Origin of the sequence: Oceanisphaera psychrotolerans, assembly GCF_001870485.1 — a bacterium.
Taxonomy (GTDB): Bacteria; Pseudomonadota; Gammaproteobacteria; order Enterobacterales; family Aeromonadaceae; genus Oceanimonas; species Oceanimonas psychrotolerans.
In genome coordinates this window covers 1-25,497 of the sequence record NZ_MDKE01000001.1, presented here as the reverse complement: position 1 = coordinate 25,497, position 25,497 = coordinate 1, and the positions used below count along the sequence as shown (strand labels likewise).

Genomic DNA, 25,497 nt, shown 5'->3' with positions numbered 1-25,497 from the left:
GGCTTTTTCGTTTCCACTTGTTCAATTTCTGCGCTCGGGTTAGGATCTGCCCCCTTTTTGCCGATCACACCCAAGGATTCCCCATGAAAACCTTTATCCCCAGCAAAGACGCCGCGCTAGAGGATTCAATCAGCTATTTTCAGCAGCAGCTGAACACCCTGGGCTTTGATATCGAGGAGGCCTCCTGGCTCAACCCGGTACCCAATGTGTGGTCGGTACATATCCGCGACAAGGACTGCCCGCTGTGCTTCACCAACGGCAAGGGTGCCAGCAAAAAAGCGGCCCTGGCCTCGGCCCTGGGAGAATACTTCGAGCGTCTGGCCACCAACTACTTCTTCGCCGACTTCTACCTGGGCCAGGATATTGCCGAAGGCGACTTCGTGCATTACCCCAACGAAAAGTGGTTCTCGCTGCCCGCGGACAACAGCCTGCCCGCCGGCCTGCTCGACGACTATACCCGCGGCTTCTACGATCCGGACGGCGAAGTGACCGCCGACATGCTGATCGACCTGCAGTCCGGTAACGAAGAACGCGGCATCTGCGCCCTGCCCTTCGAGCGTCAGGGTGACAACCAGACCGTCTATATTCCGATGAACATCGTCGGCAACCTCTACGTGTCCAACGGCATGAGCGCCGGCAACACCCGCACCGAAGCCCGTACCCAGGGCCTGTCCGAGGTGTTCGAGCGCCATATCAAGAACCGCATCATCAGTGAGCGTATCAGCCTGCCGACCATTCCGGCCGAGGTGATGGCCCGCTACCCGCATATCCAGCAGTCCATCGCGGCGCTGGAAGCGGAAGGGTTCCCCATTCACGCCTTCGACGCCTCTCTGGGTGGCGAATACCCGGTGATCTGCGTGGTGCTGTTCAACCCGAGCAACAGCACCTGTTTCGCCTCCTTCGGCGCCCACCCGCGTTTCGAAGTGGCGCTGGAGCGTACCGTCACCGAATTGCTGCAGGGCCGCAGCCTGAAGGATCTGGACGTGTTCGTGCCGCCGTCCTTCGAGGATGACGAAGTAGCCGATCATCACAACCTGGAAACCCACTTCATCGATTCCTCCGGCCTGATCAGCTGGGACATGTTCAAGGACCAGGCCGACTATGAGTTTGCCGATTGGGACTTCAGCGGCAGCTCGGAGCAGGAGTTCAATCACCTGATGGCGATTTTCAACCAGCTGGAGCAGCCGGTGTACATCGCCGACTACGAGCACCTGGGCGTCTATGCCTGCCGTATTCTGGTGCCCGGCATGTCCGACATCTACCCGGTCGAGGATCTGCTGCTGGCCAACAACAGCATGGGCGCCCACCTGCGCGCCACCCTGCTCAGCCTGCCGGCCAGCGATGCGGACGCCGAGCAGCTGATGGGGCTGTACGAACAGCTGGAAGAAGAAGGACTGGACGACTTTACCCGGGTCCGGGAACTGCTCGGCATCGCCCCCAACAAGGGCACCGCCTGGCATACCCTGCGCGTGGGCGAGCTCAAGTGCATGCTGGCACTGGCCGCCGGCGAACGGGAAACCGCGCTGGAATACGCCGACTGGACCCTGAGCTTCAATGCCTCCGTATTTACCGACGAACGCCACCGCTACTACCGTTGCCTGAAAGCCGCGCTGGAACTGCACCTGTCGGACGAACGGGAGCCGGCCCAATACCGTTCGGCCTTCGAGAGCATGTTCGGTGCCGACACCGTCGAGCAGGTGTGGCAGCAGCTTGACGGCCGCGCCCGCTTCCACGGCCTGACCGTCGCCGACGAAAGCCTGCAGGACTTCGCCGCCCATCAGGCGCTGCTGGCCACCTACGAAAAACTGCAAAAAGCCAAGCGCGCCGCCAGCTGGAAATAAGGGGATTCGGGATTAGCATGGTAGGCCCGGCGTCAGCCGGGCAAATCAATCCACATTCGCCACCCTTGCCCCGATAAACCGGGGCCTGCAACAAAAGACCCGGGCCTTGGCCCGGGTCTTTTGGTATCAGCCCATCGACAAAGATGGCGGCTGATGGAGGACACGGGACTGGCAAAAAACGCATCCAGTCCCTGCTCCCCAGTCCCTAATTCCTGTGGTTAATCAGGACTGCTTGTCCTTCAGGATATCCTTGAGGCCGGCGGCGTCGATGGCGCCGGGGATCAGGGTACCGTCCGGGAATACCAGCGCCGGGGTGCCGTTCAGTCCCAGACTGCGGAACAGGCTCAGGTTCTGACTCAGCTTGTCGGCGATGTCCTTGCTGTCGGCTTTCTTCTGCAGTGCCTTGGCATCCAGTCCGGCCTTGTCGGCGATGGTGGCCAGGGCGGCGGTCTGCACCCGCTGCTGGCTCATCAGTGCCTGATGCAGCTCTTCATACTGACGGGGCGCCTCCTGGGCGGCGGCCAGCGCCAGGCGGGCTGCCTGTACCGAGTCCGGACCCAGAATACCGATATCCTTGACGATCACCTTCAGCTCGGGCTCGCTCTCGAACACCTCGTTCAGCGTCTTGTTCAGACGACGGCAATAGGGGCAGTTGTAGTCGGTGAAATACACCATCTCGATCTTGCCCTTGGGATTACCCATGACGCCATCGGTGTGATTGGCGAACAGCTGCGCCGATTGCTGCTTCAACTGATCGGCAAACTGCTGCTGTTGCGCCAGCTGGTCTTTTTCTTCCAGCTTGACAATGGCTTCACGCAGGATCTCCGGCTGCTCCAGCAGGGTTTCACGTACCAGTTTCTGGAATTCTTCCCGGCTCATGTCCGCCTGTGCCGGCATGGCCGCAAACAGGCCCAGCGCCAGTATGGGAGCCAGAGGGTTCAATACTAGAGGTTTCATCCGTTTCTCACTTCAGACTAGGTTATGGGAGCAGACTACCAGAGGGTCACGACCATCAGAAGCACCGTTTCACTTATTGACAAGATAGTCCCGATCGAAAAAAGTACGCATCCACTGCGGCCGAAACACCACCAGCAGGGTAATGGCCATGCCGTTGAGCAGTGCCTCCGGAAACAGCAGCAGCGGCAGGATGCCGAGGTAATTATCCATCACCGTCTGCCCGTTGTATTGCCCGGACCACAGCATATACCCGGCAAAACTCAGGGTCTTGACCGCAATGGTCAGTGCCGCATTGAAAAAGCCGGCGACAAAGATATAGACAAACAGGTGCCGGATCAGATAGCTGTAGGTCAGCAAAAACACGAAATAACTGAACGTCAGCGGCACTATCACGCCCAGCAGCAGGTTGGCGCCCAGCGCCTCAGGGGTCTCGAAGCCGAACAGGGTGATCAGCAACAGGCTCAGGGAGCCCATCAGCAGCCCCATCCGCCAGCCCAGCATCAGCGCCAGGGTGGTCAGGCCGAGAAAGTGTACCTCCAGTCCCTCCTTCACCCCGGCCTGCAGCATCCACAGCGGTACCAGGGCGATGGCCGCGCCAAAACACAGATGCTGACGGGTTTTATCCGCCAGCCAGACCCGCCAGTCAAAACGCCAGGCGGCGATCAACAGCACCAGCACACTCAATAGCATCAAGCACAAGCTCCTTTCCGGCTCAGAAGGCCGCAGCGACAGAACATCACCCGATGATACTACACCGTCGTTTCAACCTGCACCGCTTCACCCTGGAGGCCACTGGTACGCATTATTTTCCGAAAAAACAGAAGGCCAGTGACCCTCATTCTGAAAATTCAGAATCTCATTATCATCGAGGCTATAAAAATCAACAACTTAAACAAATAAAACAAATCATTAACCTTGGCATCAAAACTGCAGCCTATATGCTGCACAATCATAACCAAGGAAGCCAACCAATGAAGGTCATCAAACACTGCCTGCTCGGCGCCTCTCTGGCGTTGTCCGTTACCGCCACCCACGCCAGCGAATTCATCAACGTGCTCACCGGGGGCACCAGCGGGGTCTATTATCCGCTGGGGGTTGCCATCTCCCAGCTGTACGGCAAGCAGATTCCCGATGCCAGGGTTCAGGTACAGGCTACCCGCGCCTCGGTGGAAAACCTGACCCTGCTCGAACGTGGCCGCGGTGAAATCGGCTTCGCCCTGGCCGACAGCGTGGCCGATGCCTGGAATGGTGAGGAAGAAGCCGGTTTCAAGGTGCCGCTGTCAAAACTGCGGGCCGTGGGCGCCACCTATTCCAACTACATCCAGATCGTGGCCCGGGCCGACAGCGGCATCACCAGCCTGGAAGATCTGAAGGGCAAACGCATCTCGGTCGGCGCGCCGCGCTCCGGCACCGAGCTTACGCCCGCGCCATCTTCAAGGCTGCCGGCATGAACTACGACGACTTTTCCCGCACCGAATACCTGCCCTTCGGTGAGTCGGTCGAGCTGATGAAAAACCGCCAGCTGGACGCCACCCTGCAGTCTGCCGGTCTCGGCATGGCCGCCTTCCGCGATCTGGCTTCCCATGCTCCCGTGGTATTCGTGTCCATCCCCGCCGACCTGGTAGCCAATATCGGCAACGACGCCTATCGCCCCAGCATGATCCCCGCCGGCACCTATACCGGCCAGGACACCGATGTTCCTACCGTGGCCATCAGCAACCTGCTGATCACCCATGAGAAAGTATCCGACGACACCGCCTATCAGATGGCCAAACAGGTCTATGAAAACCTGCCCGCCCTGCGCAATGCCCACAGTGCCGCCGAGGGCATCACCGCAGAAGGTGCCGTGCAGGGACTGCCGCTGCCGCTGCATCCGGGCGCCGAACGTTACTACAGGGAAAAAGGTCTGTTGAACTGACGGATCCGGGCCACCGGCGGTTCATCGCCGGAGCTCAATTTACACCTAATCAGAACCAGGAATGATATCGGGCCCTCGCTCCCGATGACCACCCGATGAACAGCAGCCTGACGCCATACCGGCGTACAGGCTGAGGAGTGAACATGAGTAGTAATCAATCCCGGCCCCAGGCACTCGTTTTCTACGGCGCCCTGGCCTTTTCAATCTTCCAGATTGTCACCGCGGCCTTCAGCCCGCTGTCCACGACGGTGGTACGGGCCGTGCACGTCGGCTTTCTGCTGTTTCTGGTGTATCAGCTTTACGGTGCTCGCGGCCAGCGTCTGTCCCGGCCCTCGGTCTGGAGCCTGCTGCTGGGAGCCACCGCCCTGCTGTTCGCCTTCTACCATTGGTGGTTCGAGGCGGACCTCGTTTATCGCGCCGGGGACATGAACCAGGCCGACTGGGTTATCGGCAGCGTCACCCTGGTGATGGTGTTCGACGCCGCCCGCCGGCTGATGGGCTGGGCCCTGCCCATGATTTGCCTGAGCTTCGTGGCCTATGCCCTGTTCGGTCAGCATCTGCCCGACGCCTGATGCACCGGGGCTATGGCCTGGATCAGGTGGTCTCGCAACTGGCCTTCAGCACCGAAGGTATCTACGGCACCCCGACCTATGTGTCCTCCAGCTACATCTTCCTGTTTATCCTGTTCGGTGCCTTCCTCGAACAGGCCGGCATGCTCAAGCTGTTCAACGACGTGGCCATCGGCTCGGTCGGTCACACCCGCGGTGGCCCGGCCAAGGTGTCGGTGCTGTCTTCCGGCATGATGGGCACCATCAACGGCTCCGGCGTGGCCAACGTGGTCAGCACCGGACAGTTCACCATCCCCTTGATGAAGAAGTTCGGCTACAAGGCCGACTTCGCCGGGGCGGTGGAGGCCACCAGCTCCATGGGCGGCCAGATCATGCCGCCGGTAATGGGGGCCGTGGCCTTCATCATGGCCGAAACCATCAACGTTCCCTATGTGGATATCACCAAGGCGGCACTGATCCCCGCCGTGCTTTATTTCTTTACCGTGTTCCTGATGGTGCATCTGGAAGCGGGCCGGGCCGGCCTCAACGGTCTGCCCAGGGCCGAGTGCCCCAACCCGCTGGCGGCGCTCAAGCAACGCTGGTATCTGCTGCTGCCGCTGGTGGCGCTGGTGGTCATGCTGTTCTCCGGTTTTACCCCGCTGTTTGCCGGCATGATGGGGCTGGCGCTGACGGTGGTGCTGATCATGGGTAACGGCATCGCCAGACACCTCGGTGCCAAAGGTCTGCGCTACGCCTTCTGGGTGGGTCTGGGTCTGGCCTGTGCCAGCTTCAACCATTTCGGCATCACCGCCATTTTCGTGATCGTCGCCATCCTGACCGTGCTGCTGCTGGTCAAGCGTGAACAGAACATTCTCAGTACCGTGGTCAACGCCCTCTATCAGGGTGCCCTGCATGCGCTGCCGGTCGGCGTGGCCTGCGCCCTGGTCGGGGTCATCATCGGGGTCATTTCCCTCACCGGTGCCGCCACCATCGTCGCGGGTTACATCATTCAGCTCGGTGAGCACAGCCTGCTGCTGTCGCTGGTACTGACCATGTTCACCTGCCTGGTACTGGGCATGGGCATTCCCACCATTCCCAACTACATCATCACCAGCTCCATCGCCGCCCCGGCGCTGCTGGAGCTGGGAGTGCCGCTGATCGTGTCGCACATGTTCGTGTTCTATTTCGGCATCATGGCCGATCTGACGCCACCGGTGGCGCTGGCCGCCTTCGCCGCCTCCCCCATCGCCAAGGCTTCCGGCCTCAGGATAGGCATGCGCTCACTGCAGATCGCCATCGCCGGCTTCGTGGTGCCCTATATGGCGGTCTATGCCCCCGAGCTGATGCTGCAGGGCGATGCGGGCCTGGCGGCCACTGTGTTCGTGGTATTCAAGGCACTGCTGGCAGTATCGCTGTGGGGCATGGGGGCCATCGGCTTCTGGCTGCGCCCCTTCGGCTGGACGGAGCGCCTGATTGCCATCGCCGCCGCCGCCCTGCTGGTGTTCTCGCTTCCCTTTACCGATGAAATGGGTCTGGCCCTTGCCGCCCTGCTGCTCGGCCGCCACTGGCTGCAGTTTCGGCGCCAGCGCCAGCTGGCAGTGGCCTGATATGCTGTGTCTGGCTTCCGCCACCACCACCGTGATGCTGCTGACCGGCAGCATCACCCTGAGCTGGGACCATTCGGTGGAAAAAACGCGCTGGCAGGAACATTACCGGGTAACCGGCAACCGGTTGCACCTGGCGGAAGCCAGCGTGCAAGGCTCGGGGGCCGGCATGGAACCGCCTCCCGGCGCTCGACTGGAACGGGGCGCCTGGCGCTGGCAACCAAATCTGTGGCTGGAGCGGGTCACCCTTGCCAGCTCCGAGTTTACTGGGGATTATACCCTGTGCCTGGATTCGGGCCTGTGCCGGCCGCTCGGCCACTGGCTGCCTCCCGGGCACAGCGTGACTCTTACTCCCTGTGATATTCCGGAGGTCCACTGAAGCTTCATCCTTACAAAAAACGGCAGCTATGGCTGCTCGGTCTGCTGCTGTTTTGTCTGCTGCTAGCCTGGATCTGGCACAGCAGCTGGCAGCGGCAGGTTGCCGAACAGGAACTCCGGGCCCGGCAGCAATTGCTGGTGTACCGGGCCGCCCTCGAGTCGGAAGTGGCCCGTTTCGAAAACATTCCCCGCGCCCTGCAATCCCATCCGGTACTGACCCAGGCTCTGGCCAGCCCGGGTAATGCCGACATCATCATCCGGGCCAACCGGTTGCTGGAACAACTGGCCGACGACACCGGGGTAGAAGCGCTTTATCTGATGGATGCTCAGGGCACGGCGCTGGCGGCCAGCAACTGGCGCCAGCCTCATTCCTTTATCGGCCAGAACTACCGCTTCCGCCCCTACTTTCACGATGCCCTGCGGGGCAGTTTCGGTGAATTTTACGGGGTCGGTGCCACTACCCATGTTCCCGGTTATTTTTTCGGCCTGCAACTGGAGCATGAACCAGGTACCCGGGGGGTTCTCGCCGCCAAGATTACCTTGCTGGAACTGGAGCGAAGCTGGCAGCCGGGCCGGGATCTGGTGCTGGTGGTGGATCCGGATCAGGTGATCGCCCTCGCCTCCCGCACCGAACTCAAGTTCAAGACCCTGACACCACTCAGCCAGGAGGCCCGGCAACGCCTCGACCGCACCCGTCAATACGCGCCCATGCCGCTGACGCCCCTGGAGCTCGGCAACCGCAACGGTCAACCAGTCTGGCAGAACAAGCCTTACCGGGTAAGCGAGCTTTACCTGCCCCGGCGACAATGGCGACTGCAACTGTGGTGGCCAAGCCGGCCGCTGATGGTGACTGCCACCCTGGTGACGGCGGTGGCCGGGTTCAGCATTGTCGCCCTGACCCTGCTGTTGCTCTACTGGCACCAGCGTCGGCGCTACATTCGGTCCCAGCTAAAGGCCAAGAACGAACTGGAGCGCAAGGTGATGGCCCGTACCGCCGCGCTGGCCGCATCCAACCGGCAACTGGAACGCCAGGTAGAAGAACGCTTTCAGGCCGAGGGCCGGCTCAGATCCATGCAACATGAGCTGATCCAGATCAACCGGCTGGCGGCGCTGGGACAGATGGCTGCCAGCGTGGCCCACGAGGTGAACCAGCCGCTCACCGCGCTCAAGAATCAGTCGGCCAATACCCTGATGCTGGCGCAGAGGGGCATGTATCCTCAGGTGGAGGAAAGCCTGGGCACCATGGGCCGGCTGGTGGATCGCATCGCCCGGCTGACCTCGCAGCTCAAGCTGTTCGCCGCCACCCGGCGCAAGACCCGCGGCCGCTGCCGGCTCGACGAAGCGCTGGACAATGTACTGAGCTGGCTGTCACCGCGGCTGGAGGAACAACGGATCCGGCTGGAAAAAACACAGGTAGAAGCTCTGACGCTGCCCATGGAACTACACGCCCTGGAACAGGTCCTGGCCAATCTGCTCTGCAACAGCCTGGACGCCCTGATCGGCCGGGACGCGGCGACCATCACCATAGCGGCGGGCGATAATCGGCTTTGCCTGTGGGATAATGGTCCCGGCATTGCCCCCGAATTGCTGGACAAGGTAACAGAGCCGTTTTTTTCCACCAAGGAGGCAGGCCAGGGGCTTGGTTTGGGGCTGGCCATCGTCCGGGATCTGGTGGAGGCCAGCGACGGACGGCTGGAAATAGCCAGTTTACCCTCAGGCGGAGCCTGCTTTACCCTTAACTGGAGCCAAGATGAATAACACTGCCATTGAAGTCTGGCTGGTCGAAGACGACGACGATGTCCGCCAGACCCTGCTGCAAACCCTGCAGCTGTCGGACCTTCCCGCCCGCGGCTTTGCCCGCGCCGAACAGGCACTGCAGGCCCTGCCACCGGAAGCCCCGGTGGTGGTACTGTCCGATGTGCGCATGCCCGGCATGGACGGCATCGCCTTGCTGCAGCAGCTTCAGCGGCGGGATGCCGAGCTGCCGGTATTGCTGCTCACCGGTCATGGCGACATCCCGATGGCGGTGGCCGCCATGCATCAGGGGGCCCAGGATTTTTTCGAGAAGCCGTTCGAGCCGGAGCATTTGTTGCACAGCCTGCGCCGGGCCATCGACAAACGGGCTCTGGTACTGGAAAACCGCCGCCTGCGCCGCCAGCTGGCGGAGGGAAGAGGACAGCCCCTGCTGCTGGGACAGACCCCGCAAATAGAGCAGCTGCGCCGCCAGATAGACAACATCGCCGATACCTCGGCCTCGGTGCTGATCCTGGGGGAAACCGGCACCGGCAAGGAAATGGTGGCCCGCAGCCTGCATCAGGGCAGCGGGCGCAAGGGTAACCTGGTGGCGGTCAACTGTACCGCCCTGCCCGAGTCCATTTTTGAAAGCGAGATGTTCGGGGCCGAACCCGGCGCCTATACCGGGGTGAACAAGCGCCGCATCGGCAAGATCGAGCACGCCGACGGCGGGACCCTGTTTCTGGATGAAATAGAAGGAATGCCGCTGGCCCTGCAGGCCAAGATGCTGCGGGTATTGCAGGAATCGGCGCTGGAGCGGCTCGGCGGCAACAAGCTGGTCAAGGTGGATGCCCGTATCGTCGCCGCCACCAAAATCGATTTACAACGCGCCAGCGACGCGGGACTGTTTCGCGCCGATCTCTATTTCCGACTCAATGTGGTCACCCTGGCGCTGCCGCCCCTGCGCGAACGGCGAACCGATATCCCGCTGCTGTTCCTGCATTTTATCGAACAGGCCAAAGAGCGTTACCAGCGGGATGTGCCGCCGCCGGACGCCGCCCTGATACAGCAACTGCTCAACCGGGACTGGCCCGGTAATGTGCGTGAGTTGCGCCATCATGCCGAGCAATATGTGCTGGGGGTGCTGCCGTCCGCCCTGTCCGCCCCGTCAGCGCCGGATCTGACCCTGCCACAGCAGCTGTCCCGGCTGGAGCAGCAGCTGATCCTGACGGCCATGAAGCAAGCCGAAGACAATGTCGCCCTGGCCGCCGAACGCCTGGGCATCCCCCGCAAAACGCTGTACGACAAACTGGCCAGATACCGGCACATCAAGGACCCAAGCTAGAACTCTGGCTAGCAGATCCCGTCACTTCTCTTGCGCCTTGCTACCGATGCCTCGTACCGTTTAACGTAAAACCGATAACCATTCGGCGAAAATTGCCGTCAGCCGGCTTTTGTTGACTAGAATGAAAACGCGCTCAGAAAACAAGAACCGGCCCAGAGGCTACGCAGGAACATGGATGATGCTGCCCAAAATATCTCGTTGGCTCCCCCAAGATCATTACTCGTTTGGCGCTACTTTATTGCTGCTGCTGACGCTGGCCCTGTCGAGCTGGTTTATCAGCCGCCACTGGATCGATCTGCGCATTCAGAACCAGTTACAGGAGCTGGAGCGACAAAGTACCCAGGTGACCGCCTCTGCCATCAATGAACTGCAACAAGGCAGCCGGCACGTCAAGGACATCGCCCACACCCTGTCATCCCTGTCCAGCGTGCGGCTTTTTTTGAACAATAGCCGTCAGCGTACCGCCCTGCAGGCCGATCTGGACCAGTTCAGGGACGCCTTCGGACTGAACGGTGTCTGGCTGCTGGGCCGGAAAGGGCGGGTGCTGGTCCAGAGCCCCACCGATCAGCCACTACCGGAACTCGGTCTCCAGGCTGGCGAGCTGCATCCACTATCCCGGCTGACCTTCGAGCCAGGGCAACAGCAGGCCAGGATATATCATGCCAACCCGGTCACCAAGAATGGATCCGTGACCCTGTTGATCAGCGCCACCATCAATGACATCAGCCACCATACCTACCGGATAGAGCTGCTGGTGACCGATGCAGACGGCACCATTTCTCTGTCGGATAATCCCGACTGGTTAGGCTATTCCCTCGGTGCGGCAAGGTCCCCTCAGCCGAAAAACGCGCAAATTCTGCACCCGCCTTTGCCTGTGCGCATCAGTCCGTTACTGCCCGAGGTCATGCTGCTCGGCCCGCAGCATGCGCCGGTGTTGCTGGCCAGTCACACCACCGACAGCCAGGACTACCGGGTACACGCCCTCGCCGATGCCGAGCCTGTTTATCGCCTGGCCAGAGAAAAGGACAACCTGGCGGCGATCATTACCCTGGCAAGCACCGGCTCGGTATGGGGGGCCGTCCTGACCGTGCTGACCCTCAAGCGCAATCGACGACACAGCCTGGCCATGAGCAGGGCCAATGAGGAACTGGTCAGCCTGAACCACCAGCTCAAGCAGCTGGCCACGACCGATGTGCTGACCCAGTGCCCGAACCGACGCGCCGCCGAAACCCGGTTGCACGCCGAACTGGCCAATCTGCAACGTTACCGTCACCCTTTCTGCATCGTGATGCTCGATATCGACTTTTTCAAACGCATCAATGATCAGCATGGTCACGACATCGGTGATCAGGTGTTGCGCCACTTTGCCGTGACCAGCCGCAAGACGATACGGGATACCGATGTGCTGGCGCGCATCGGCGGGGAGGAGTTTTTACTGATACTGCCGGAGACCGAGCCTGATCAGGCCCGGCAACTGGCCCAGCGTCTGCTGGATACCGTGGCAGCCACGCCACTGTACCTGTCCGACAGAACGGTCAGCTTTACCTTCAGCGGCGGCCTGACCGAGGCCACCGCCCAGGACGGCATCAGCCAGTTGCTGATCCGCGCCGACCAGGCCCTGTACCAGGCCAAGCACCTGGGCCGCTGCCGCATTTGCAGCGAACCCGCGTTATTGGCTCAGTCCGAGGCGACCGGCTGACCGTCCTTGCCCGCCAGCTGCACAGGGCTGTCTACCAGCGTATAATTGAGTTTGTCCAGCGTGACCGTGACCGCCAGCTGACGGTTTTCCTCATGGCTGATCTGCACCAGCTGATAATCCAGCTCCGGCGCCACCCAGAAGCGGGTCTTGCGCTTGCTGCTGCCTCTGTCCCGCTCCACGATCAGGCTGTCGAAGGTCCCGATACCGGTTTTAACCACTTCCTTGCCCACCACCTTGAAGGTGGTCTGCTTGATTTCGCCTCCCCGTACCACCGGGTAACTCAGGGTGGTCTTGCCGGCCATCAGATCACAACGCGCCTCGAAGAAGAAGCTGACCGAGTCGAAGGCCCCGCCCTCGGTCGACAACAGCTTGTCGCCGCCCTTGCCCTGATAGAGCACCATGTCGGTCTGCGGATCGAATACCAGTCGCTCTTCACGCCGGATCCCCACCGCCTTGGCCTGGTAACTGAAAGTATCCGGTCGGGCGGAACAGTCCTGCCAGTTGAAGCTGGCTTTCTGCTCCACATCCAGCAGCCAGTGAGCCAGGGAAAAATGCACATGGTAGCGTTCTTTGTTGCGATCTATGGTCAGGGTATTCACTCCCCGGGTCGGATCGCCATTAAGCAATACGGAAAATTCGGCCCGCAGATGGTCGATATCCCTGGCCGCAGCAGACCCCGTTGCCATCAGGCCACAGAGGGTCAGTAAGACTTTTTTCAACATTTGGCTTTCCTCATTCAGTGTTCAGCCTGAACATCCGGTAACGTCTGCGCCAACCATACACCAATCAATCCCCGTAAAGAAAACCCCAGGATACACCGGCAGGCTGGATGGCAATGCCAGCAACATGCTCACGGCGTCCGCCATCGGCAGCAAGCGCTTCATCAAAGTATTGCTGACCGGTGCCTAATCGGTGCGCCACTTTCCGCCGGCCGGTCGGTTTTTCGCCCCACCCGGGGTGAGGCTGCGTTTACGGAATGACATTGCACCCCCTGCATCACGAAAATCACCACTCGCAGTTCTCAGACCGAGGCCGAAGCCCTATCATGACAGGGTAAAAACGATGGGACCGGCTTCCATTGCTTACTCACCGAGACAGGATTCAGACATAACATGGAAACGGGCTACCGCATTATTATTGCCGATGACCACCCCTTGTTTCGCAACGCCCTGCATCAGGCGGTTCAACTGGCGGTATCGGGTGCCGATCTGCAGGAAGTCGACAGTATCGATAATCTGATGCAGCTGCTGAGCGAGGTCGATGACGTCGACCTGCTGCTGCTGGATCTCAAGATGCCCGGTGCCAGCGGCTTTTCCGGTCTGGCGCTGCTGCGCAACCAGTATCCCGAACTGCCGGTGGTGGTGGTATCGGCCAGCGAAGAAGCAGCGGTGGTGCAGCAAGCCATGCGCTTTGGCGCCCTCGGCTTTATCCCCAAGTCCGCCCCCATGCGCACCCTGGTCAGCGCCCTCAACACCATCCTCGAAGGCGATCCCTGGTTTCCCGAGGGAATCAGCCTCGACGATGCCCCCGAAGACAATATCGCCGACCGCCTGGCCAGCCTGACGCCCCAGCAGTTCAAGGTGCTGACCATGCTGTCCGAAGGCAAACTCAACAAGCAGATTGCCTACGAACTGGAAGTATCCGAGGCCACCATCAAGGCCCATGTCACCGCCATTTTCCGCAAGCTGAACGTCAAGAACCGCACCCAGGCGGTCATCGCCCTGTCACAGACCGAATAACGGCGAGCCGTCAGCGTTAAGCAGGAGGAAAAACGTTGATGAGGACCGGCCACTGCCATGCGGCTCGAACCCAGAAAGCCATGACACCGCAGGGACGATAACGCAGCAGGGCCGGAACGAAGCGGAAACGGCCACCTAACTCCTCGTCACAGATCGGTAGAAGCGATCCGTTCCCCCAGCAGGAAGAGGTTGAACTCGCCGGGTTGCATCTTGTGCCACTGCTCGTTGTTGGTCAGCGGCTGGGTGGCAATCACGGTCACGATGTCGTTCGGCGTGGTTTCCTTCTGAAAATCGATTTCCACTTCTTCGTCGATCAACCGGGCCGGGCCGAAGGGCGCACGGCGGGTGATCCAGTGCAGATTGTTGCTGCAATAGGTCATCAGGTACTCGCCGTCGGTAAGCAGCATGTTGAACACGCCCAGGGCGCGCAGTTGATCGCAGAGTCCGGCCACGTGGCGGAACATGGCTGTCATGTCTTCCGGCTTGGTCGGATACTTGCGTTCCAGTTCATCAAGCAACCAGCAAAACGCCAGCTCGCTGTCGGTTTCTCCCACCGGGTTGTGTCGTCCGGTTTCAAGATGCGTATAGCCGCTCAGCTGACCGTTGTGGGCAAAGGTCCAGTAACGGCCCCACAGCTCACGAGTAAAGGGATGGGTGTTTTCCAGCGCGATGCCGCCCCGGTTGGCCTGCCGGATATGGCTTATCACCGAGCAGCTCTTGATCGGGTATTCCTGCACCAGTTTGGCGATTCGGGACTGGCTCGACGGCTGCGGATCCTTGAAGGTACGCAGCCCCTTGCCCTCGTAAAACACGATACCCCAGCCATCCTTGTGCGGACCGGTACGCCCGCCCCGCTGCATCAGGCCGGTAAAACTGAAGCAGATATCGGTGGGTACGTTGGCACTCATCCCTAGCAGTTCACACATGTTGCTTACGCTTGCTCCATTTCTTTTTCGACCAGTTGGATCAGGATATGAATGATCTTGATATGCACTTCCTGAATCCTGTCCGCATAACCGAAGTGCGGCACCCGGATTTCCACATCGGCCAGTCCGGCCATCTTGCCACCGTCCTTGCCGGTCAGGGCGATCACCTTGATACCCCTGGCCTTGGCCGCTTCGATAGCCCTGATAACATTGCCGGAATTACCGCTGGTGGAGAGACCAAACAGCACGTCACCTTCCCGCCCAACCGCTTCCAGATAACGGGAAAACACATATTCGAAGCCGAAGTCGTTGGCCACGCAGGACAGATGGCTGGGATCGGAGATGGCAATGGCCGGATAGCCGGGGCGGTTTTCCCGGTAGCGACCGGTCAGCTCTTCGGCAAAGTGCATGGCATCGCAATGAGAACCGCCATTGCCGCAGGACAGCACCTTGCCACCGGCCTTGAAGCGGTCGGCCAGCAATTTCGCGGCCTGTTCGATGGCCTGAATGTTGGCATCGTCGGCCAGAAAGCGATTCAGCACCTCGGCGGCGTCGGTCAGTTCGCTACGGATCAGATCCTGATACATGAAATTGCCTCTCACTCACGGTAAAAGCGCATTTTGGCACAAGTCACCCGCAGCGGGAAGCGGAGCGCCGCCCGCCACCGCCGGTCGGCGCCGGGGGGTGGCGAGGAAGGAGTGAATGCCGCCATTTTTTAGCCCTGGCGTTGCTTGATTTAAACATTTGTATGAATTACAACTAGGAACACCCAACAGATCAGACCTCACTTCTGCCCCCCCTGCCGGCAAAGGAGCTGTTCATGATGACCCTACTGCTACTGCTGATTTCCTGGGCCAGTTTGGCTTACCACCGGTGCCAACTGAAAACGACCACGCTGATCACCGCTCTGGTGCTGGCGGTGGGTACTCTGCTGGCGGAAGTAACCCCCTCCTGCTGGCTGGTGTTTGGCATGCTGGCCGCACTGCTGAATCTGGCACCACTGCGCGCCGGTTTGCTCGGCCGCCCCCTGTTCACCGTCTACAGGACGCTGATGCCGGAGATGTCTGCCACCGAACGGGAAGCCATCGAGGCCGGCACCACCTGGTGGGAAGCCGAGCTGTTTCGCGGTAAACCGGACTGGGATACCCTGCACAGCTACCCCAAACCACAACTCAGCGCCGAAGAGCAGGCCTTCATCGAGGGGCCGGTAGAAGAAGTGTGCCGCATGACCAACGACTGGGAGGTGACCCACGAGCGCGCCGATCTGTCGCCCGAGGTGTGGGACTATCTGAAACAGCACGGCTTCTTCGCCATGATCATCGAGAAGCAGTATGGCGGCCTGGCGTTTTCCGCCTACGCCCAGTCCCGGGTGCTGCAAAAGCTGTGCAGCACCAGTGCGGTGCTGGCCTCGACCGTGGGTGTGCCCAACTCCCTCGGCCCGGGCGAGCTGCTGCAGGAATACGGTACGCCGGAGCAGAAGGATCACTACCTACCCCGACTGGCCCGCGGCGAAGACATTCCCTGTTTTGCCCTCACCGGCCCGGAGGCGGGTTCGGATGCCGGCGCCATTCCCGATGTGGGCGTGGTATGCATGGGCGACTGGCAGGGCGAGCAGGTGCTGGGCATGCGCCTGACCTGGAACAAGCGCTATATCACCCTGGCCCCCGTCGCCACCGTGCTCGGACTGGCGTTCAAGCTGAAAGACCCTGAAGGCTGGCTGGGCGACGAGACGGATCTCGGCATCACCTGCGCCCTGATCCCCACCGCTACCCCCGGCGTCAAGATAGGTCGCCGTCATTTTCCGCTGAATGTACCCTTCCAGAACGGTCCCACCCAGGGCCGGGATGTGTTCGTGCCCATTGACTTCATCATCGGCGGCCAGCAGATGGCCGGCCAGGGCTGGCGCATGCTGATGGAGTGCCTGTCGGTGGGCCGCGGTATCACCCTGCCTTCCACCGGCACCGCCGCACCCGGGTCTCGGCCCTTTCCTCCGGCGCCTACAGTCGTATTCGTCGCCAGTTTCGCCTGCCCATCGGCAAGATGGAAGGCATCGAAGAGCCGCTGGCCCGCCTGGGGGGCAACGCCTATCTGTCCGATGCGGCCAGCATGCTGACCGTGACCGGCATCGATCTGGGCGAGAAGCCTCTGTGGTCTCGGCCATCGTCAAATATCACCTCACCGACCGCAGCCAGCGCAGCCTCATCGACGCCATGGACATTCACGGCGGCAAGGGCATCTGTATGGGGCCCAACAATTATCTGGCCCGGGGTTATCAGGGGGCGCCCATCGCCATCACGGTGGAGGGCGCCAACATCCTGACCCGCAGCATGATCATCTACGGTCAGGGGGCCATTCGCTGCCATCCTTTTGTGCTGGCAGAGATGCTGTCGGTACAGGAGCCGGATAACCGCAAGGCCCTGGCTCAGTTTGACCAGGCCGTTTTCGGCCATCTCGGCTTTGCCCTCAGCAACCTGGCGCGCAGTATCTGGTTCGGCTTCACCGGTGCCCGCTTCGGCCAGACGCCGGTGCGCGACGATACCGCCCGTTATTACCGCCAGATGAACCGGCTCAGCGCCAACCTGAGCCTGTTGTCGGATGTCGCCATGGCCATCCTCGGGGGGGAACTCAAGCGCAGGGAGCGGCTGTCGGCCCGCCTCGGCGATGTACTGAGTCAGCTGTATCTGATGTCCGCCACCCTCAAGCGCTTCAACGATGAGGGCCGTCCGGCCGCGGTGTTGCCGCTGGTGCACTGGGCCTGCCAGGATAGCCTGTACCGGGCACAGGTCGCGCTGGTCGAGCTGCTCGACAACTTTCCGGTGCCGGCGCTGGGCAAGACACTCAAGGTACTGCTGATGCCCTGGGGGGCGCCGTTCAAGCGGCCCTCGGACAAACTCGATCATCGGGTGGCCCGCGCCCTGCAAACCCCGGGTCCGGCCCGGGACGCCATCGGTAACGGGCTTTATCTGACCGCCGAGGACGGCAATCCGCTCGGCATGCTGGAACAGGCCTTCGCCGACATCCTCGCCGCCGAGCCGGTGTTCGACAAGGTCACGCAGACTCTGGGCCGCCGCACCTTCACCAACCTGGACCGGCTGGCACAAGAGGCATTGAGCGCCGGCGTCATCGACAAGAATGAAGCCACCCTGCTGGAGCGTGCCGAAACCAGCCGGCTGCGCACCATCAACGTGGACGATTTCGACCCGCAGGAGCTGGTGGCCAACAAGGCGCTGTTCAACGATGCCATGCTGAACAAGAACACCTGATTACCGCTGGAAGCGGCCTTAATGGGCCACGATGTATGCACATACTGTGGCAACGGAATTAATCCCGGCGCAGCAATACCAGGCGGGGCTCGCCGGGTCCAAAATAATCCGGCTCCGACGTCTCGAGCTCGAAGCCCAGCACCCGATAAAGCCCGACGGCGGTGTTGTCCGGATGCACCGTCAATCGCAGCTCGGTACAGCCGCGCTCGGTCAGCTCTGCCACCAGTCGTTGCAACAATGCCTTGCCGATACCCTGACCACGCAGGCGTTCGTCCACCGCCAGCGACAGAATCCAGCCCTGCTCTTTCGCCTCGCCCATGCCGCCCAGGGCGTACCCCACCAGCCCCCCTTCGCTTTCCGCCACCAGCAGAAAGTTCGGCCACAGCTCCAGCAACTGACGAAACAGAAAATCCGGATAACCATGACTACCGAAGCCGGCCTGCTCCAGCCGGAAAACCTCTCCCAGATCGGCTTTGGTCGCCCCCCTTATCTTCGTCTTCATCTTCACTCCCGGGCCGGAATTCCGGTCAATATTCGTTACGTGGTGCCAAATGGTAAAACAAAGTCTGCGGTCGGCATAATGCTGGCGGCTTTTTCCTGGCCACTGGTCTGCTGGTTGGTTATCGCACACAAGGAGACAGCAGGGAGGATTCACCGCGTCTCGGGGAGCGGATCCGTTGTCCGGGAACGAGCCCCTGATCGGTCAAATAACAACCAAACCGAAACCATGCACTAAGCTCTAATAAAGACGGAGTTGGAGCTGAGCAGATGAACTGGCGTGGGCTGTTATTGCTGTTACTGTTGCTGGGATGGCCGGCGCAAGCGCGTTACTGGCAGCTCGAAGTCAAGGGCGGCATCGGCCCCGGCACCTCGGACTTCATCGTCACCGAGCTGAATCAGGCCCAGATAGACAAGCCCGCCTTCGTGCTGCTGACCATGGATACCCCCGGTGGCCTCTACAGCGCCACCCGCGACATCATCACCGCCATACTCGAGTCTCGTATTCCGGTGGTGGTCTATGTGTCACCCGGTGGCGCCCGCGCCGCCTCGGCCGGCACCTATATCCTCTATGCCAGCCATGTGGCCGCCATGGCGCCGGGCACCCACCTGGGCGCAGCCACGCCGGTGCAGATTGGCGGCCCCTCCCTGCCGGGTACTCCGGCCGAAAAAGACAAGAACGAAGACGAAGACAAGCAGGAGTCATCGTCTCCCGGTGGCTCCGCCATGGAGCGCAAGACGCTGAACGATGCCATCGCCTACCTCCGCTCCCTGGCCCAATTACGAGGTCGTAATGCCGACTGGGCCGAGCTGGCGGTACGCGATGCCGCCACCCTCACCGCCACCGAAGCGCTGGAGCAGAATGTCATCGAGCTGATAGCCGACGGCATACCGGCACTGCTGCAGGGCCTCGATGGCCGAGAGCTTCAGCTGCATGGCAGCAGTTATACCTTCTCCAGTATCGGGTTGCAGGCCGAACAGCGCCAGCCCGACTGGCGCCAGCGTTTTATCATCACCATCAGCAACCCCAATATCGCCTATCTGCTGATGCTGGTCGGCATGTACGGCCTGCTGCTGGAATTTTACAGTCCCGGTTTCGGAGTCGCCGGTGTCACCGGCGCCATCTGTCTGATGCTGGCACTGCTGGCATTGCAGATGCTGCCCTTCAGTACCACCGGCCTGGCCCTGCTGGGGCTGGGACTGGCATTGATGGTGGCCGAAGGGCTGTCTCCCAGTTTCGGTATTCTCGGCGGGGGGGGCCTGGTCGCCTTCGTCATCGGCTCGGTACTGCTGTTCGATACCCCGGATCAGGCGTTTCGGGTGGCCTGGCCCTTTATCGCCGCCTTCACCATGTTTTCACTGGTGTTGATCCTGGTGGTGGTGCGGATGATCGTCAAACAGCGCCATGCCGCTCCCGTTTCCGGCGCCGTGGCCATGGTGGGTGAACAAGGCATTGCCCTGACCGCCATCGCTCCCACCGGCACCGTGCTGGTTCAGGGAGAGCGCTGGCAGGCTCACAGCCAGGCTCCCATCGCCGCCAATCAAACCGTCGTGATAGTGGCGGTGGAAGATCTTACCCTCAACGTCGCTCCGGCGAAGGAGACTCAATCATGATAATCGACTTTCTGTACTTCCAGTTGCTGATCGTGGTGCTGGTGGTGATGCTGTTTGCCAGCATGTTCCGGATATTGCGGGAATACGAACGGGGGGTGGTCTTTCTGCTGGGGCGCTTCTACAAGATAAAGGGACCGGGCTTCATCATCCTTATTCCCTTCGTGCAGCAGATGGTGCGGGTCGATCTGCGGATCGTCACCATGGATGTCCCTTCCCAGGATCTGATCTCCAAAGACAACGTCACGGTGCGGGTGAATGCGGTGCTCTACTTCCGGGTGCTGGACCCGCAGAAAGCCATCATCAACGTCGAAAACTTTCTGGAAGCCACCAGTCAGCTGGCCCAGACCACCATGCGATCGGTGCTGGGGCAGCACGAGCTGGACGAAATCCTCTCAGCCCGGGATACACTCAATGCGGACTTGCAACGCATTCTGGATCAGAGCACCGACAACTGGGGCATCAAGGTCACGGCGGTGGAGATCAAGCACGTCGATCTGGACGAGTCGATGATCCGCGCCATCGCCCGGCAGGCCGAGGCCGAACGCTCCCGTCGAGCCAAGGTGATCCACGCCACCGGTGAACTGGAAGCCTCCAAGCAGCTACTGGAAGCCGCCCGCATGCTGGGCCAGCAACCGGAGGCCATCCAGTTGCGTTACCTGCAGACCCTGACCGAAATCAGCAACGACAACAGCAAAATCATCGTATTTCCGCTGCCGATGGAACTGGGACGGATACTGCAGGAAATGGGCCCCTATGAGCAACATGCCGAGGATCCCCAGTCACCGAGCGAGATCACCTGAACCGTCAGTAACGGGAACGGGCAGGAGTGAATTCATCCGCGCAATAATGGCCCGCTCGCCTTGCCGAGCGGGCTCTCTGGTTGCCCGGCATGCCACCGTCCTCCCCCTGAATCCGGCTTCAAGGAGTGCCTGCTGCGCGCCCCGAACGCTCTCTCCGAGTGCTCCCGCCCCGAAAGCGAACAAACCCCACACAACACCTGTCCTGGCCGACGCTGCAATGCCTCTCATTCTCCCTCCAGAATGCGGAATATCCCCATGAACAATCGCTAAGATATGGGGTTCCGTTAATTTCCAGTCGGGCCCCTTGCTCCCGATGCTTCCTTCGATTCAGGGATCGTGTCATGAAAAAATACCTAAGCCTCCTCCTGCTGAGTTCCAGCTTGAGCCTGCTCGCCACTCCGGCCAGTGCCCAGAACAATACCACTCTGGAGCAAATCCAGAGTTCGGGGGAATTCCGCTTCTGCTTCGAGTCTGGCTACATGCCCTTCGAGATGACCGACAAGAAGGGTGACTTCATCGGCTTCGATATCGATATAGCCAAGGCCATGGCCAAATCGATCAACGTCAGGTTCGTACCGGTCAATACCGGCTGGGACGGCATCATACCAGCGCTGCAGACCAACAAGTGTGATCTCATTCTGGGCATGTCGGTGACGCCCGAACGTAACCTGAGCGTGAACTTTGCCGATCCCTATCTCGATGCCGGTCAGACCGTGCTGATCCGCCCGGAACTGGCCGACACCATCGACTCCTACCGCCAGTTGAACGATGCCGCCTATACCGTCACCGCTCAGCTTGGCACCACCGGCGAATTCGCCATCAAGCGCTACCTGAGCCAGGCCAAGGTGCGACTGTTCGAAAGCTCTGCCGACGCAGCCCAGGAAGTGGCCAACGGCCGGGCCGATGGTTTCGTCTACGACATCAGCTACAACACCGTCTATGCGGCACAAAACCCGGACCGGCTGGTGCATCTATCCCAGGCCTTTACCTATGGCCCTCTCGGCTGGGCAGTACGCAAGGGCGATGCGGATTATCTTAATTTCCTCAACAACTTCCTTCGTCAAATCAAGGGGGACGGCACCTACGATCGACTCTACAGCAAGTGGTTCGAGAGCGATGCCTGGGTCAGCCGGGTCCAGTAATAACGATACCTTTGCCAGCGGCACCGGCCGCTGGCAGTTTTTATAGGAAACAATATGCAGACTGCCAAACACCGCTGGCTGTGGAACGGCGTTTTTATGGGCATAGTGCTGATGCTGGCCGGCGGTATCTACTGGTCCAGCAAGAGTATCGACTACAACTGGCGCTGGGAACGGGTGCTACCCTATATTGTCGACACCTCCCCCCAGTCCATTCGCGCCCCGTTCGATGGCCGGGCCGAGCTCGGCGACGATGGCCGAACCCTGACCCTAATCTCCGACTATGGCGATGCTCCCCTGCTCCTGAATCAGTACAGTACCCTGCTGGTCACCGACGGCGATCTGCTGTTTGAAGGGGATGAAATCGCCCGCATAAACAGCGTGCGCACCGGCCCCATTGCAAACGGTATGGCCATGACATTGCAACTGTCGGTGGTGTCTTTGCTGTGTTCGGTGGTGCTGGGTCTTGGCATCGGACTGGGGCGGCTCTCCGCCAACCCGGCGCTGCGTAAACTGTGCATTCTCTATATCGAGATCATCCGTGGCACCCCCTTGCTGGTGCAGATTTTCATCATCTACTTTTTCGTCGGTACCGTGTTGTCCCTGGATCGTTTCACCGCCGGTGCCGCCGCCCTGACCCTGTTCAGCGCCGCCTATGTGGCGGAAATCATACGAGCAGGTATCCAGTCGGTGCCTACCGGACAAATGGAAGCCGCGCGGTCGCTCGGCATGAGTTATGTCCGGGCCATGGTCGAGGTGATTTTGCCCCAGGCACTCAGGCGCAGCCTGCCTTCACTGGCCGGACAATTCATCAACCTGATCAAGGACTCCTCTCTGGTATCGGTTATCTCGCTGACCGATCTGAGCAAGGCCGGGCGGGAAGTGGTGTCATCGACCTTCGCCCCCTTCGAGGTCTGGTTCACTATCGCCCTGCTCTATCTGGTGATGACCGCGTCCCTGTCCTGGCTGGTGCAGCGACTGGAGCGGCACATGGCAACGGCACACTAGGAAACACTATGCATACAGAACGCACAGACATCATGCTGCGGGCACACCGGGTCGACAAGGTGTTCGACAACGGCTGCCAGGCCCTGCATCAGGTATCGGTAGAAGTCAAACGGGGCGAGGTAGTGGTGATCGTCGGCCCCTCCGGCTCGGGCAAGTCCACTTTTCTGCGTACCCTCAACAAGCTGGAAACCCTGAGTGCCGGCCATATCGAGATCGAAGGCGTCGATATGTACCACAAGGCCACCAACATCAACCGGCTGCGGGAGCGGGTGGGCATGGTGTTCCAGAGCTTCAATCTCTTTCCCCACAAGACCGCGCTGCAAAACGTCATGCTGGCGCCGCTCAAGGTGGCCAAACGCCCGCGGGCCGAGGTCGAGCAACAGGCCAGGGCACTGCTGACCAAGGTGGGTCTGGCCGAACGCATGGACCATTACCCCGGACAGTTGTCCGGTGGCCAGCAGCAGCGGGTGGCCATCGCACGGGCCCTGTGCATGCAACCGCACATCATGCTGTTTGACGAGCCTACCTCGGCACTGGACCCGGAAATGGTGGGCGAAGTGCTGGAGGTAATGAAAGCCCTGGCCCGGGAAGGCATGACCATGGTGGTGGTTACCCACGAAATGGGCTTTGCCCGGGAAGTGGCCGACCGGGTGCTGTTCATGGCCGAGGGCCGGGTGCTGGCAGAAGACACGCCGGCGCGCTTTTTCAGCCATCCCGCCCATCCCCGGCTGCAGCAGTTTTTAGCGCAAATTCTCTAACTCAGTCACCGGCCAGCCGGTGTTGCACCAAGGAGTGTCATGTCCAATCCAATAGAGTCCCTGCTAGCACAGCATTCCCTCGCCATCCTCGATGGTGCCCTGGCCACCGAGCTCGAAGCCCGGGGCTGTGATCTCAAGGATCCGCTATGGTCAGCCAAGGTATTGATTGAGCAGCCAGAGCTGATCTATGCCGTTCATTATGACTACTTTGCGGCCGGTGCCGATGTCGCCATCAGCGCCAGTTACCAGGCAACCTTCGAGGCCTTCGCAAGCCGCGGCTTCAGCACCGAGCAGTCCGCCGGGTTGATGCGCCAGGCCGTGCAGCTGGCGGTCAATGCCCGGGATGACTTCTGGCACAGCCTGAATGCCGACCAGCAGTCCCGTCGTCCCCGGCCGCTGGTCGCGGCCTCGGTTGGCCCCTACGGTGCCATGCTGGCAGACGGCTCCGAATACCGGGGGCACTACGATCTGGATGAAAACGAGCTGATGGCCTTCCATCGCCCCCGGCTGGAGGTATTGCTGAGCGCCGGGGCCGATCTGCTGGCCTGCGAGACGCTGCCCTGTCTGAGCGAAGCCCGGGCCCTGGCCCGGCTGATGGACGCCCATCCCGACGCCTGCGGCTGGATCAGCTTCAGCTGCAGCAGCGAAGAGCACAACAGCCAGGGAGAGCGGCTGAGCGACTGTGTTGCCGCTTTGGAGTCATTCCACTCGGTGGTCGCACTCGGCTTGAACTGCACCGCCCCCGAACACGTATCCGCTCTGTTGCAATCGGTACAGGGGCTCACCGACAAGCCGGTACTGGTCTATCCCAACTCCGGGGAACAGTACGATGCGGAGCAGAAATGCTGGCACGGCCCGGCCAACAGCGAGCAGTACGCCCAGGCAGCCGCACGCTGGCACCATCATGGCGCACGTCTTATCGGTGGCTGTTGCCGCACCTCACCGGCGGATATCGCCGCCGTCAGCGCCCTGCTTCGCCCGGCGGAATAAAGCCGTACCGGCGTTCGGTGCATGCCCGCGATCTGTCAACGCAGCAGAATACCGTAAATATCCCCCGGTAAAGCCGGGGGATTATCCTGTTTATTCAGAGTGGCAGGGATAATCCCGACTTGAGTACATTGAGTACCACATTGGTGTTCATGCGCTTGATTTCCGGAAACTGGGCCATGGTGGCCGCAGCGATATCGTCATATTCGGTCACGTCCCTGGCCAGGATCACCGTCACCAGATCCACCGCCCCGGTCACATAGAAAATCTGCTGAAAGGCATCATTGGTTTGGGTCCAGCGCATGAAGCGATCCATGACCTGGTAGTTTTCACGCTCTATTTCCAGCCCGACGATAAAGGTCATCAGGTTATCGACCTTGCGATTGTCGACCACCGCTACATCGGCACTGATCACCCGGCTTTGACGCAGTCGCTTCAGCCGGCGTTGAACAGCAGACGGCGACAAGCCGATTTCTGCGGCAATCACCTCGCTGCGCGTCAGGCAACTGCGCTGTACGATAGACAATATTTTGCGATCAAAATGATCCAGGGTTTCACTCATTGACAACCAGATCCCGCCTCGATGTTAAAGCCATAAATGCGTCTAGACGTCCATTCTAATGAAGACCCCCTCTGTGCTCAACAGATACCCGCCATGTGGCCATAAAAAACGGGCGGCCCGGTGGCAAGCCATTCCCCTTTCGTGTGCATGGCTTGAGGCGGGGAAAATGGGCGACGTAA

The 25,497-nt window shown here is 60.7% G+C and carries 21 protein-coding genes and 2 pseudogenes; 16 read left to right on the top strand and 7 right to left on the bottom strand.

The annotated features are described in order from the left end of the window. Positions 1–83: 83 nt before the first annotated feature. The gene (gene ycaO / locus BFR47_RS00115; RefSeq protein WP_071471188.1) at positions 84–1,841 is read left to right on the top strand and encodes a 30S ribosomal protein S12 methylthiotransferase accessory factor YcaO; all 1,758 of its coding nucleotides are present in this window, start codon (positions 84–86) and stop codon (positions 1,839–1,841) included. 222 nt (positions 1,842–2,063) lie between these two features. Here the strand turns inward: ycaO and BFR47_RS00110 are convergent, their stop codons facing one another. Both BFR47_RS00110 and BFR47_RS00105 read right to left on the bottom strand, forming a co-directional pair. Beyond that, positions 2,064–2,798, bottom strand: coding sequence for a DsbA family protein (locus tag BFR47_RS00110; RefSeq protein ID WP_071471187.1), 735 nt, complete (start codon positions 2,796–2,798; stop codon positions 2,064–2,066). A gap of 69 nt (positions 2,799–2,867) precedes the next feature. Then, positions 2,868–3,488 carry an energy-coupling factor ABC transporter permease gene (locus tag BFR47_RS00105; protein WP_071471186.1) on the bottom strand — a complete coding sequence of 207 codons (621 nt, stop codon included), beginning with the start codon at positions 3,486–3,488 and terminating at the stop codon, positions 2,868–2,870. Between the two features lie 53 nt (positions 3,489–3,541). Between BFR47_RS00105 and BFR47_RS19345 the strand changes: the two are divergent. The 7 genes and pseudogenes from BFR47_RS19345 (at position 3,542) to BFR47_RS00075 (ending at position 12,024) form a co-directional block, all read left to right on the top strand. After that, a pseudogene (locus tag BFR47_RS19345) lies at positions 3,542–4,716 on the top strand (TAXI family TRAP transporter solute-binding subunit). 143 nt (positions 4,717–4,859) lie between these two features. Continuing rightward, on the top strand, positions 4,860–5,288 hold the full coding sequence (locus tag BFR47_RS18315; RefSeq protein WP_245748711.1) for a hypothetical protein: 429 nt from the start codon (positions 4,860–4,862) through the stop codon (positions 5,286–5,288). After that, complete coding sequence (locus BFR47_RS00095) at positions 5,288–6,871, top strand: TRAP transporter permease (RefSeq protein WP_245748710.1); 1,584 nt, start codon at positions 5,288–5,290, stop codon at positions 6,869–6,871. Before BFR47_RS18315 ends, BFR47_RS00095 begins: the two co-directional genes overlap by 1 nt. Position 6,872: 1 nt before the next feature. Next, a complete protein-coding gene (locus BFR47_RS00090; RefSeq protein WP_071471185.1) occupies positions 6,873–7,247 on the top strand; it encodes a DUF1850 domain-containing protein in 375 nt (124 codons plus the stop codon). Positions 7,248–7,384: 137 nt separating this feature from the next. Further along, the gene (locus tag BFR47_RS00085; RefSeq protein WP_245748709.1) at positions 7,385–9,004 is read left to right on the top strand and encodes an ATP-binding protein; all 1,620 of its coding nucleotides are present in this window, start codon (positions 7,385–7,387) and stop codon (positions 9,002–9,004) included. Beyond that, positions 8,997–10,325, top strand: a complete 1,329-nt coding sequence (locus tag BFR47_RS00080) for a sigma-54-dependent transcriptional regulator (RefSeq protein WP_071471183.1) — start codon at positions 8,997–8,999, stop codon at positions 10,323–10,325. Before BFR47_RS00085 ends, BFR47_RS00080 begins: the two co-directional genes overlap by 8 nt. A 175-nt stretch (positions 10,326–10,500) precedes the next feature. Continuing rightward, entirely contained in the window at positions 10,501–12,024 is a 1,524-nt protein-coding gene (locus tag BFR47_RS00075; RefSeq protein ID WP_071471182.1) for a GGDEF domain-containing protein, read from the top strand. Here BFR47_RS00075 and BFR47_RS00070 read toward each other — a convergent pair. Then, the gene (locus tag BFR47_RS00070; RefSeq protein ID WP_071471181.1) at positions 12,003–12,746 is read right to left on the bottom strand and encodes a DUF3108 domain-containing protein; all 744 of its coding nucleotides are present in this window, start codon (positions 12,744–12,746) and stop codon (positions 12,003–12,005) included. The genes BFR47_RS00075 and BFR47_RS00070 overlap by 22 nt on opposite strands. 390 nt (positions 12,747–13,136) lie before the next feature. Here BFR47_RS00070 and BFR47_RS00065 point away from each other — a divergent pair, with 390 nt between their 5' ends. Then, the gene (locus BFR47_RS00065; RefSeq protein WP_071471180.1) at positions 13,137–13,763 is read left to right on the top strand and encodes a response regulator transcription factor; all 627 of its coding nucleotides are present in this window, start codon (positions 13,137–13,139) and stop codon (positions 13,761–13,763) included. Positions 13,764–13,909: 146 nt separating this feature from the next. Here BFR47_RS00065 and BFR47_RS00060 read toward each other — a convergent pair whose 3' ends face one another. Further along, positions 13,910–14,689, bottom strand: a complete 780-nt coding sequence (locus BFR47_RS00060; RefSeq protein ID WP_071471179.1) for a class II glutamine amidotransferase — start codon at positions 14,687–14,689, stop codon at positions 13,910–13,912. Positions 14,690–14,694: 5 nt separating this feature from the next. Continuing rightward, positions 14,695–15,276, bottom strand: coding sequence for a D-sedoheptulose 7-phosphate isomerase (lpcA, locus tag BFR47_RS00055; protein ID WP_071471178.1), 582 nt, complete (start codon positions 15,274–15,276; stop codon positions 14,695–14,697). A 233-nt stretch (positions 15,277–15,509) separates the two neighbouring features. Here lpcA and fadE point away from each other — a divergent pair. After that, positions 15,510–17,952: pseudogene (gene fadE, locus BFR47_RS00050) on the top strand (acyl-CoA dehydrogenase FadE). A 58-nt stretch (positions 17,953–18,010) separates the two neighbouring features. Here the strand turns inward: fadE and BFR47_RS00045 are convergent. Beyond that, positions 18,011–18,454 carry a GNAT family N-acetyltransferase gene (locus tag BFR47_RS00045; RefSeq protein ID WP_071471177.1) on the bottom strand — a complete coding sequence of 148 codons (444 nt, stop codon included), beginning with the start codon at positions 18,452–18,454 and terminating at the stop codon, positions 18,011–18,013. A gap of 266 nt (positions 18,455–18,720) precedes the next feature. Here BFR47_RS00045 and BFR47_RS00040 point away from each other — a divergent pair, with 266 nt between their 5' ends. The 6 genes from BFR47_RS00040 to mmuM all read left to right on the top strand — a co-directional run bounded on the left by BFR47_RS00040 (position 18,721) and on the right by mmuM (position 24,759). Continuing rightward, positions 18,721–20,064, top strand: a complete 1,344-nt coding sequence (locus BFR47_RS00040; RefSeq protein ID WP_071471176.1) for an NfeD family protein — start codon at positions 18,721–18,723, stop codon at positions 20,062–20,064. Continuing rightward, entirely contained in the window at positions 20,061–20,864 is an 804-nt protein-coding gene (locus tag BFR47_RS00035) for a slipin family protein (protein ID WP_071471175.1), read from the top strand. The genes BFR47_RS00040 and BFR47_RS00035 overlap by 4 nt, the downstream gene beginning before the upstream one ends. Positions 20,865–21,205: 341 nt before the next feature. Beyond that, positions 21,206–22,006 carry a transporter substrate-binding domain-containing protein gene (locus BFR47_RS00025; RefSeq protein WP_071471173.1) on the top strand — a complete coding sequence of 267 codons (801 nt, stop codon included), beginning with the start codon at positions 21,206–21,208 and terminating at the stop codon, positions 22,004–22,006. Between the two features lie 54 nt (positions 22,007–22,060). Next, the gene (locus BFR47_RS00020; protein ID WP_071471172.1) at positions 22,061–23,011 is read left to right on the top strand and encodes an amino acid ABC transporter permease; all 951 of its coding nucleotides are present in this window, start codon (positions 22,061–22,063) and stop codon (positions 23,009–23,011) included. Positions 23,012–23,019: 8 nt separating this feature from the next. Next, positions 23,020–23,769, top strand: a complete 750-nt coding sequence (locus BFR47_RS00015; RefSeq protein WP_281245915.1) for an amino acid ABC transporter ATP-binding protein — start codon at positions 23,020–23,022, stop codon at positions 23,767–23,769. Between the two features lie 39 nt (positions 23,770–23,808). Continuing rightward, positions 23,809–24,759 (top strand): homocysteine S-methyltransferase, encoded by a 951-nt coding sequence (gene mmuM, locus BFR47_RS00010; protein WP_071471171.1) that lies wholly within the window; start codon positions 23,809–23,811, stop codon positions 24,757–24,759. Between the two features lie 94 nt (positions 24,760–24,853). On the opposite strand, the gene BFR47_RS00005 is transcribed toward mmuM, so the two are convergent. Continuing rightward, positions 24,854–25,318 carry an Lrp/AsnC family transcriptional regulator gene (locus BFR47_RS00005; RefSeq protein ID WP_071471170.1) on the bottom strand — a complete coding sequence of 155 codons (465 nt, stop codon included), beginning with the start codon at positions 25,316–25,318 and terminating at the stop codon, positions 24,854–24,856. Between the last annotated feature and the right edge of the window lie 179 nt (positions 25,319–25,497).

Excerpts from the sequence above, each read along its gene's own strand:
- ycaO (WP_071471188.1), top strand. The coding sequence starts at position 84 with ATGAAAACCTTTATCCCCAGCAAAGACGCCGCGCTAGAGGATTCAATC.
- BFR47_RS00110 (WP_071471187.1), bottom strand. The coding sequence starts at position 2,798 with ATGAAACCTCTAGTATTGAACCCTCTGGCTCCCATACTGGCGCTGGGC.
- BFR47_RS00105 (WP_071471186.1), bottom strand. The coding sequence starts at position 3,488 with ATGCTATTGAGTGTGCTGGTGCTGTTGATCGCCGCCTGGCGTTTTGAC.
- BFR47_RS18315 (WP_245748711.1), top strand. The coding sequence starts at position 4,860 with ATGAGTAGTAATCAATCCCGGCCCCAGGCACTCGTTTTCTACGGCGCC.
- BFR47_RS00095 (WP_245748710.1), top strand. The coding sequence starts at position 5,288 with ATGCACCGGGGCTATGGCCTGGATCAGGTGGTCTCGCAACTGGCCTTC.
- BFR47_RS00090 (WP_071471185.1), top strand. The coding sequence starts at position 6,873 with ATGCTGTGTCTGGCTTCCGCCACCACCACCGTGATGCTGCTGACCGGC.
- BFR47_RS00080 (WP_071471183.1), top strand. The coding sequence starts at position 8,997 with ATGAATAACACTGCCATTGAAGTCTGGCTGGTCGAAGACGACGACGAT.
- BFR47_RS00075 (WP_071471182.1), top strand. The coding sequence starts at position 10,501 with ATGATGCTGCCCAAAATATCTCGTTGGCTCCCCCAAGATCATTACTCG.
- BFR47_RS00070 (WP_071471181.1), bottom strand. The coding sequence starts at position 12,746 with ATGTTGAAAAAAGTCTTACTGACCCTCTGTGGCCTGATGGCAACGGGG.
- BFR47_RS00065 (WP_071471180.1), top strand. The coding sequence starts at position 13,137 with ATGGAAACGGGCTACCGCATTATTATTGCCGATGACCACCCCTTGTTT.
- BFR47_RS00060 (WP_071471179.1), bottom strand. The coding sequence starts at position 14,689 with ATGTGTGAACTGCTAGGGATGAGTGCCAACGTACCCACCGATATCTGC.
- lpcA (WP_071471178.1), bottom strand. The coding sequence starts at position 15,276 with ATGTATCAGGATCTGATCCGTAGCGAACTGACCGACGCCGCCGAGGTG.
- BFR47_RS00045 (WP_071471177.1), bottom strand. The coding sequence starts at position 18,454 with ATGAAGACGAAGATAAGGGGGGCGACCAAAGCCGATCTGGGAGAGGTT.
- BFR47_RS00040 (WP_071471176.1), top strand. The coding sequence starts at position 18,721 with ATGAACTGGCGTGGGCTGTTATTGCTGTTACTGTTGCTGGGATGGCCG.
- BFR47_RS00035 (WP_071471175.1), top strand. The coding sequence starts at position 20,061 with ATGATAATCGACTTTCTGTACTTCCAGTTGCTGATCGTGGTGCTGGTG.
- BFR47_RS00025 (WP_071471173.1), top strand. The coding sequence starts at position 21,206 with ATGAAAAAATACCTAAGCCTCCTCCTGCTGAGTTCCAGCTTGAGCCTG.
- BFR47_RS00020 (WP_071471172.1), top strand. The coding sequence starts at position 22,061 with ATGCAGACTGCCAAACACCGCTGGCTGTGGAACGGCGTTTTTATGGGC.
- BFR47_RS00015 (WP_281245915.1), top strand. The coding sequence starts at position 23,020 with ATGCATACAGAACGCACAGACATCATGCTGCGGGCACACCGGGTCGAC.
- mmuM (WP_071471171.1), top strand. The coding sequence starts at position 23,809 with ATGTCCAATCCAATAGAGTCCCTGCTAGCACAGCATTCCCTCGCCATC.
- BFR47_RS00005 (WP_071471170.1), bottom strand. The coding sequence starts at position 25,318 with ATGAGTGAAACCCTGGATCATTTTGATCGCAAAATATTGTCTATCGTA.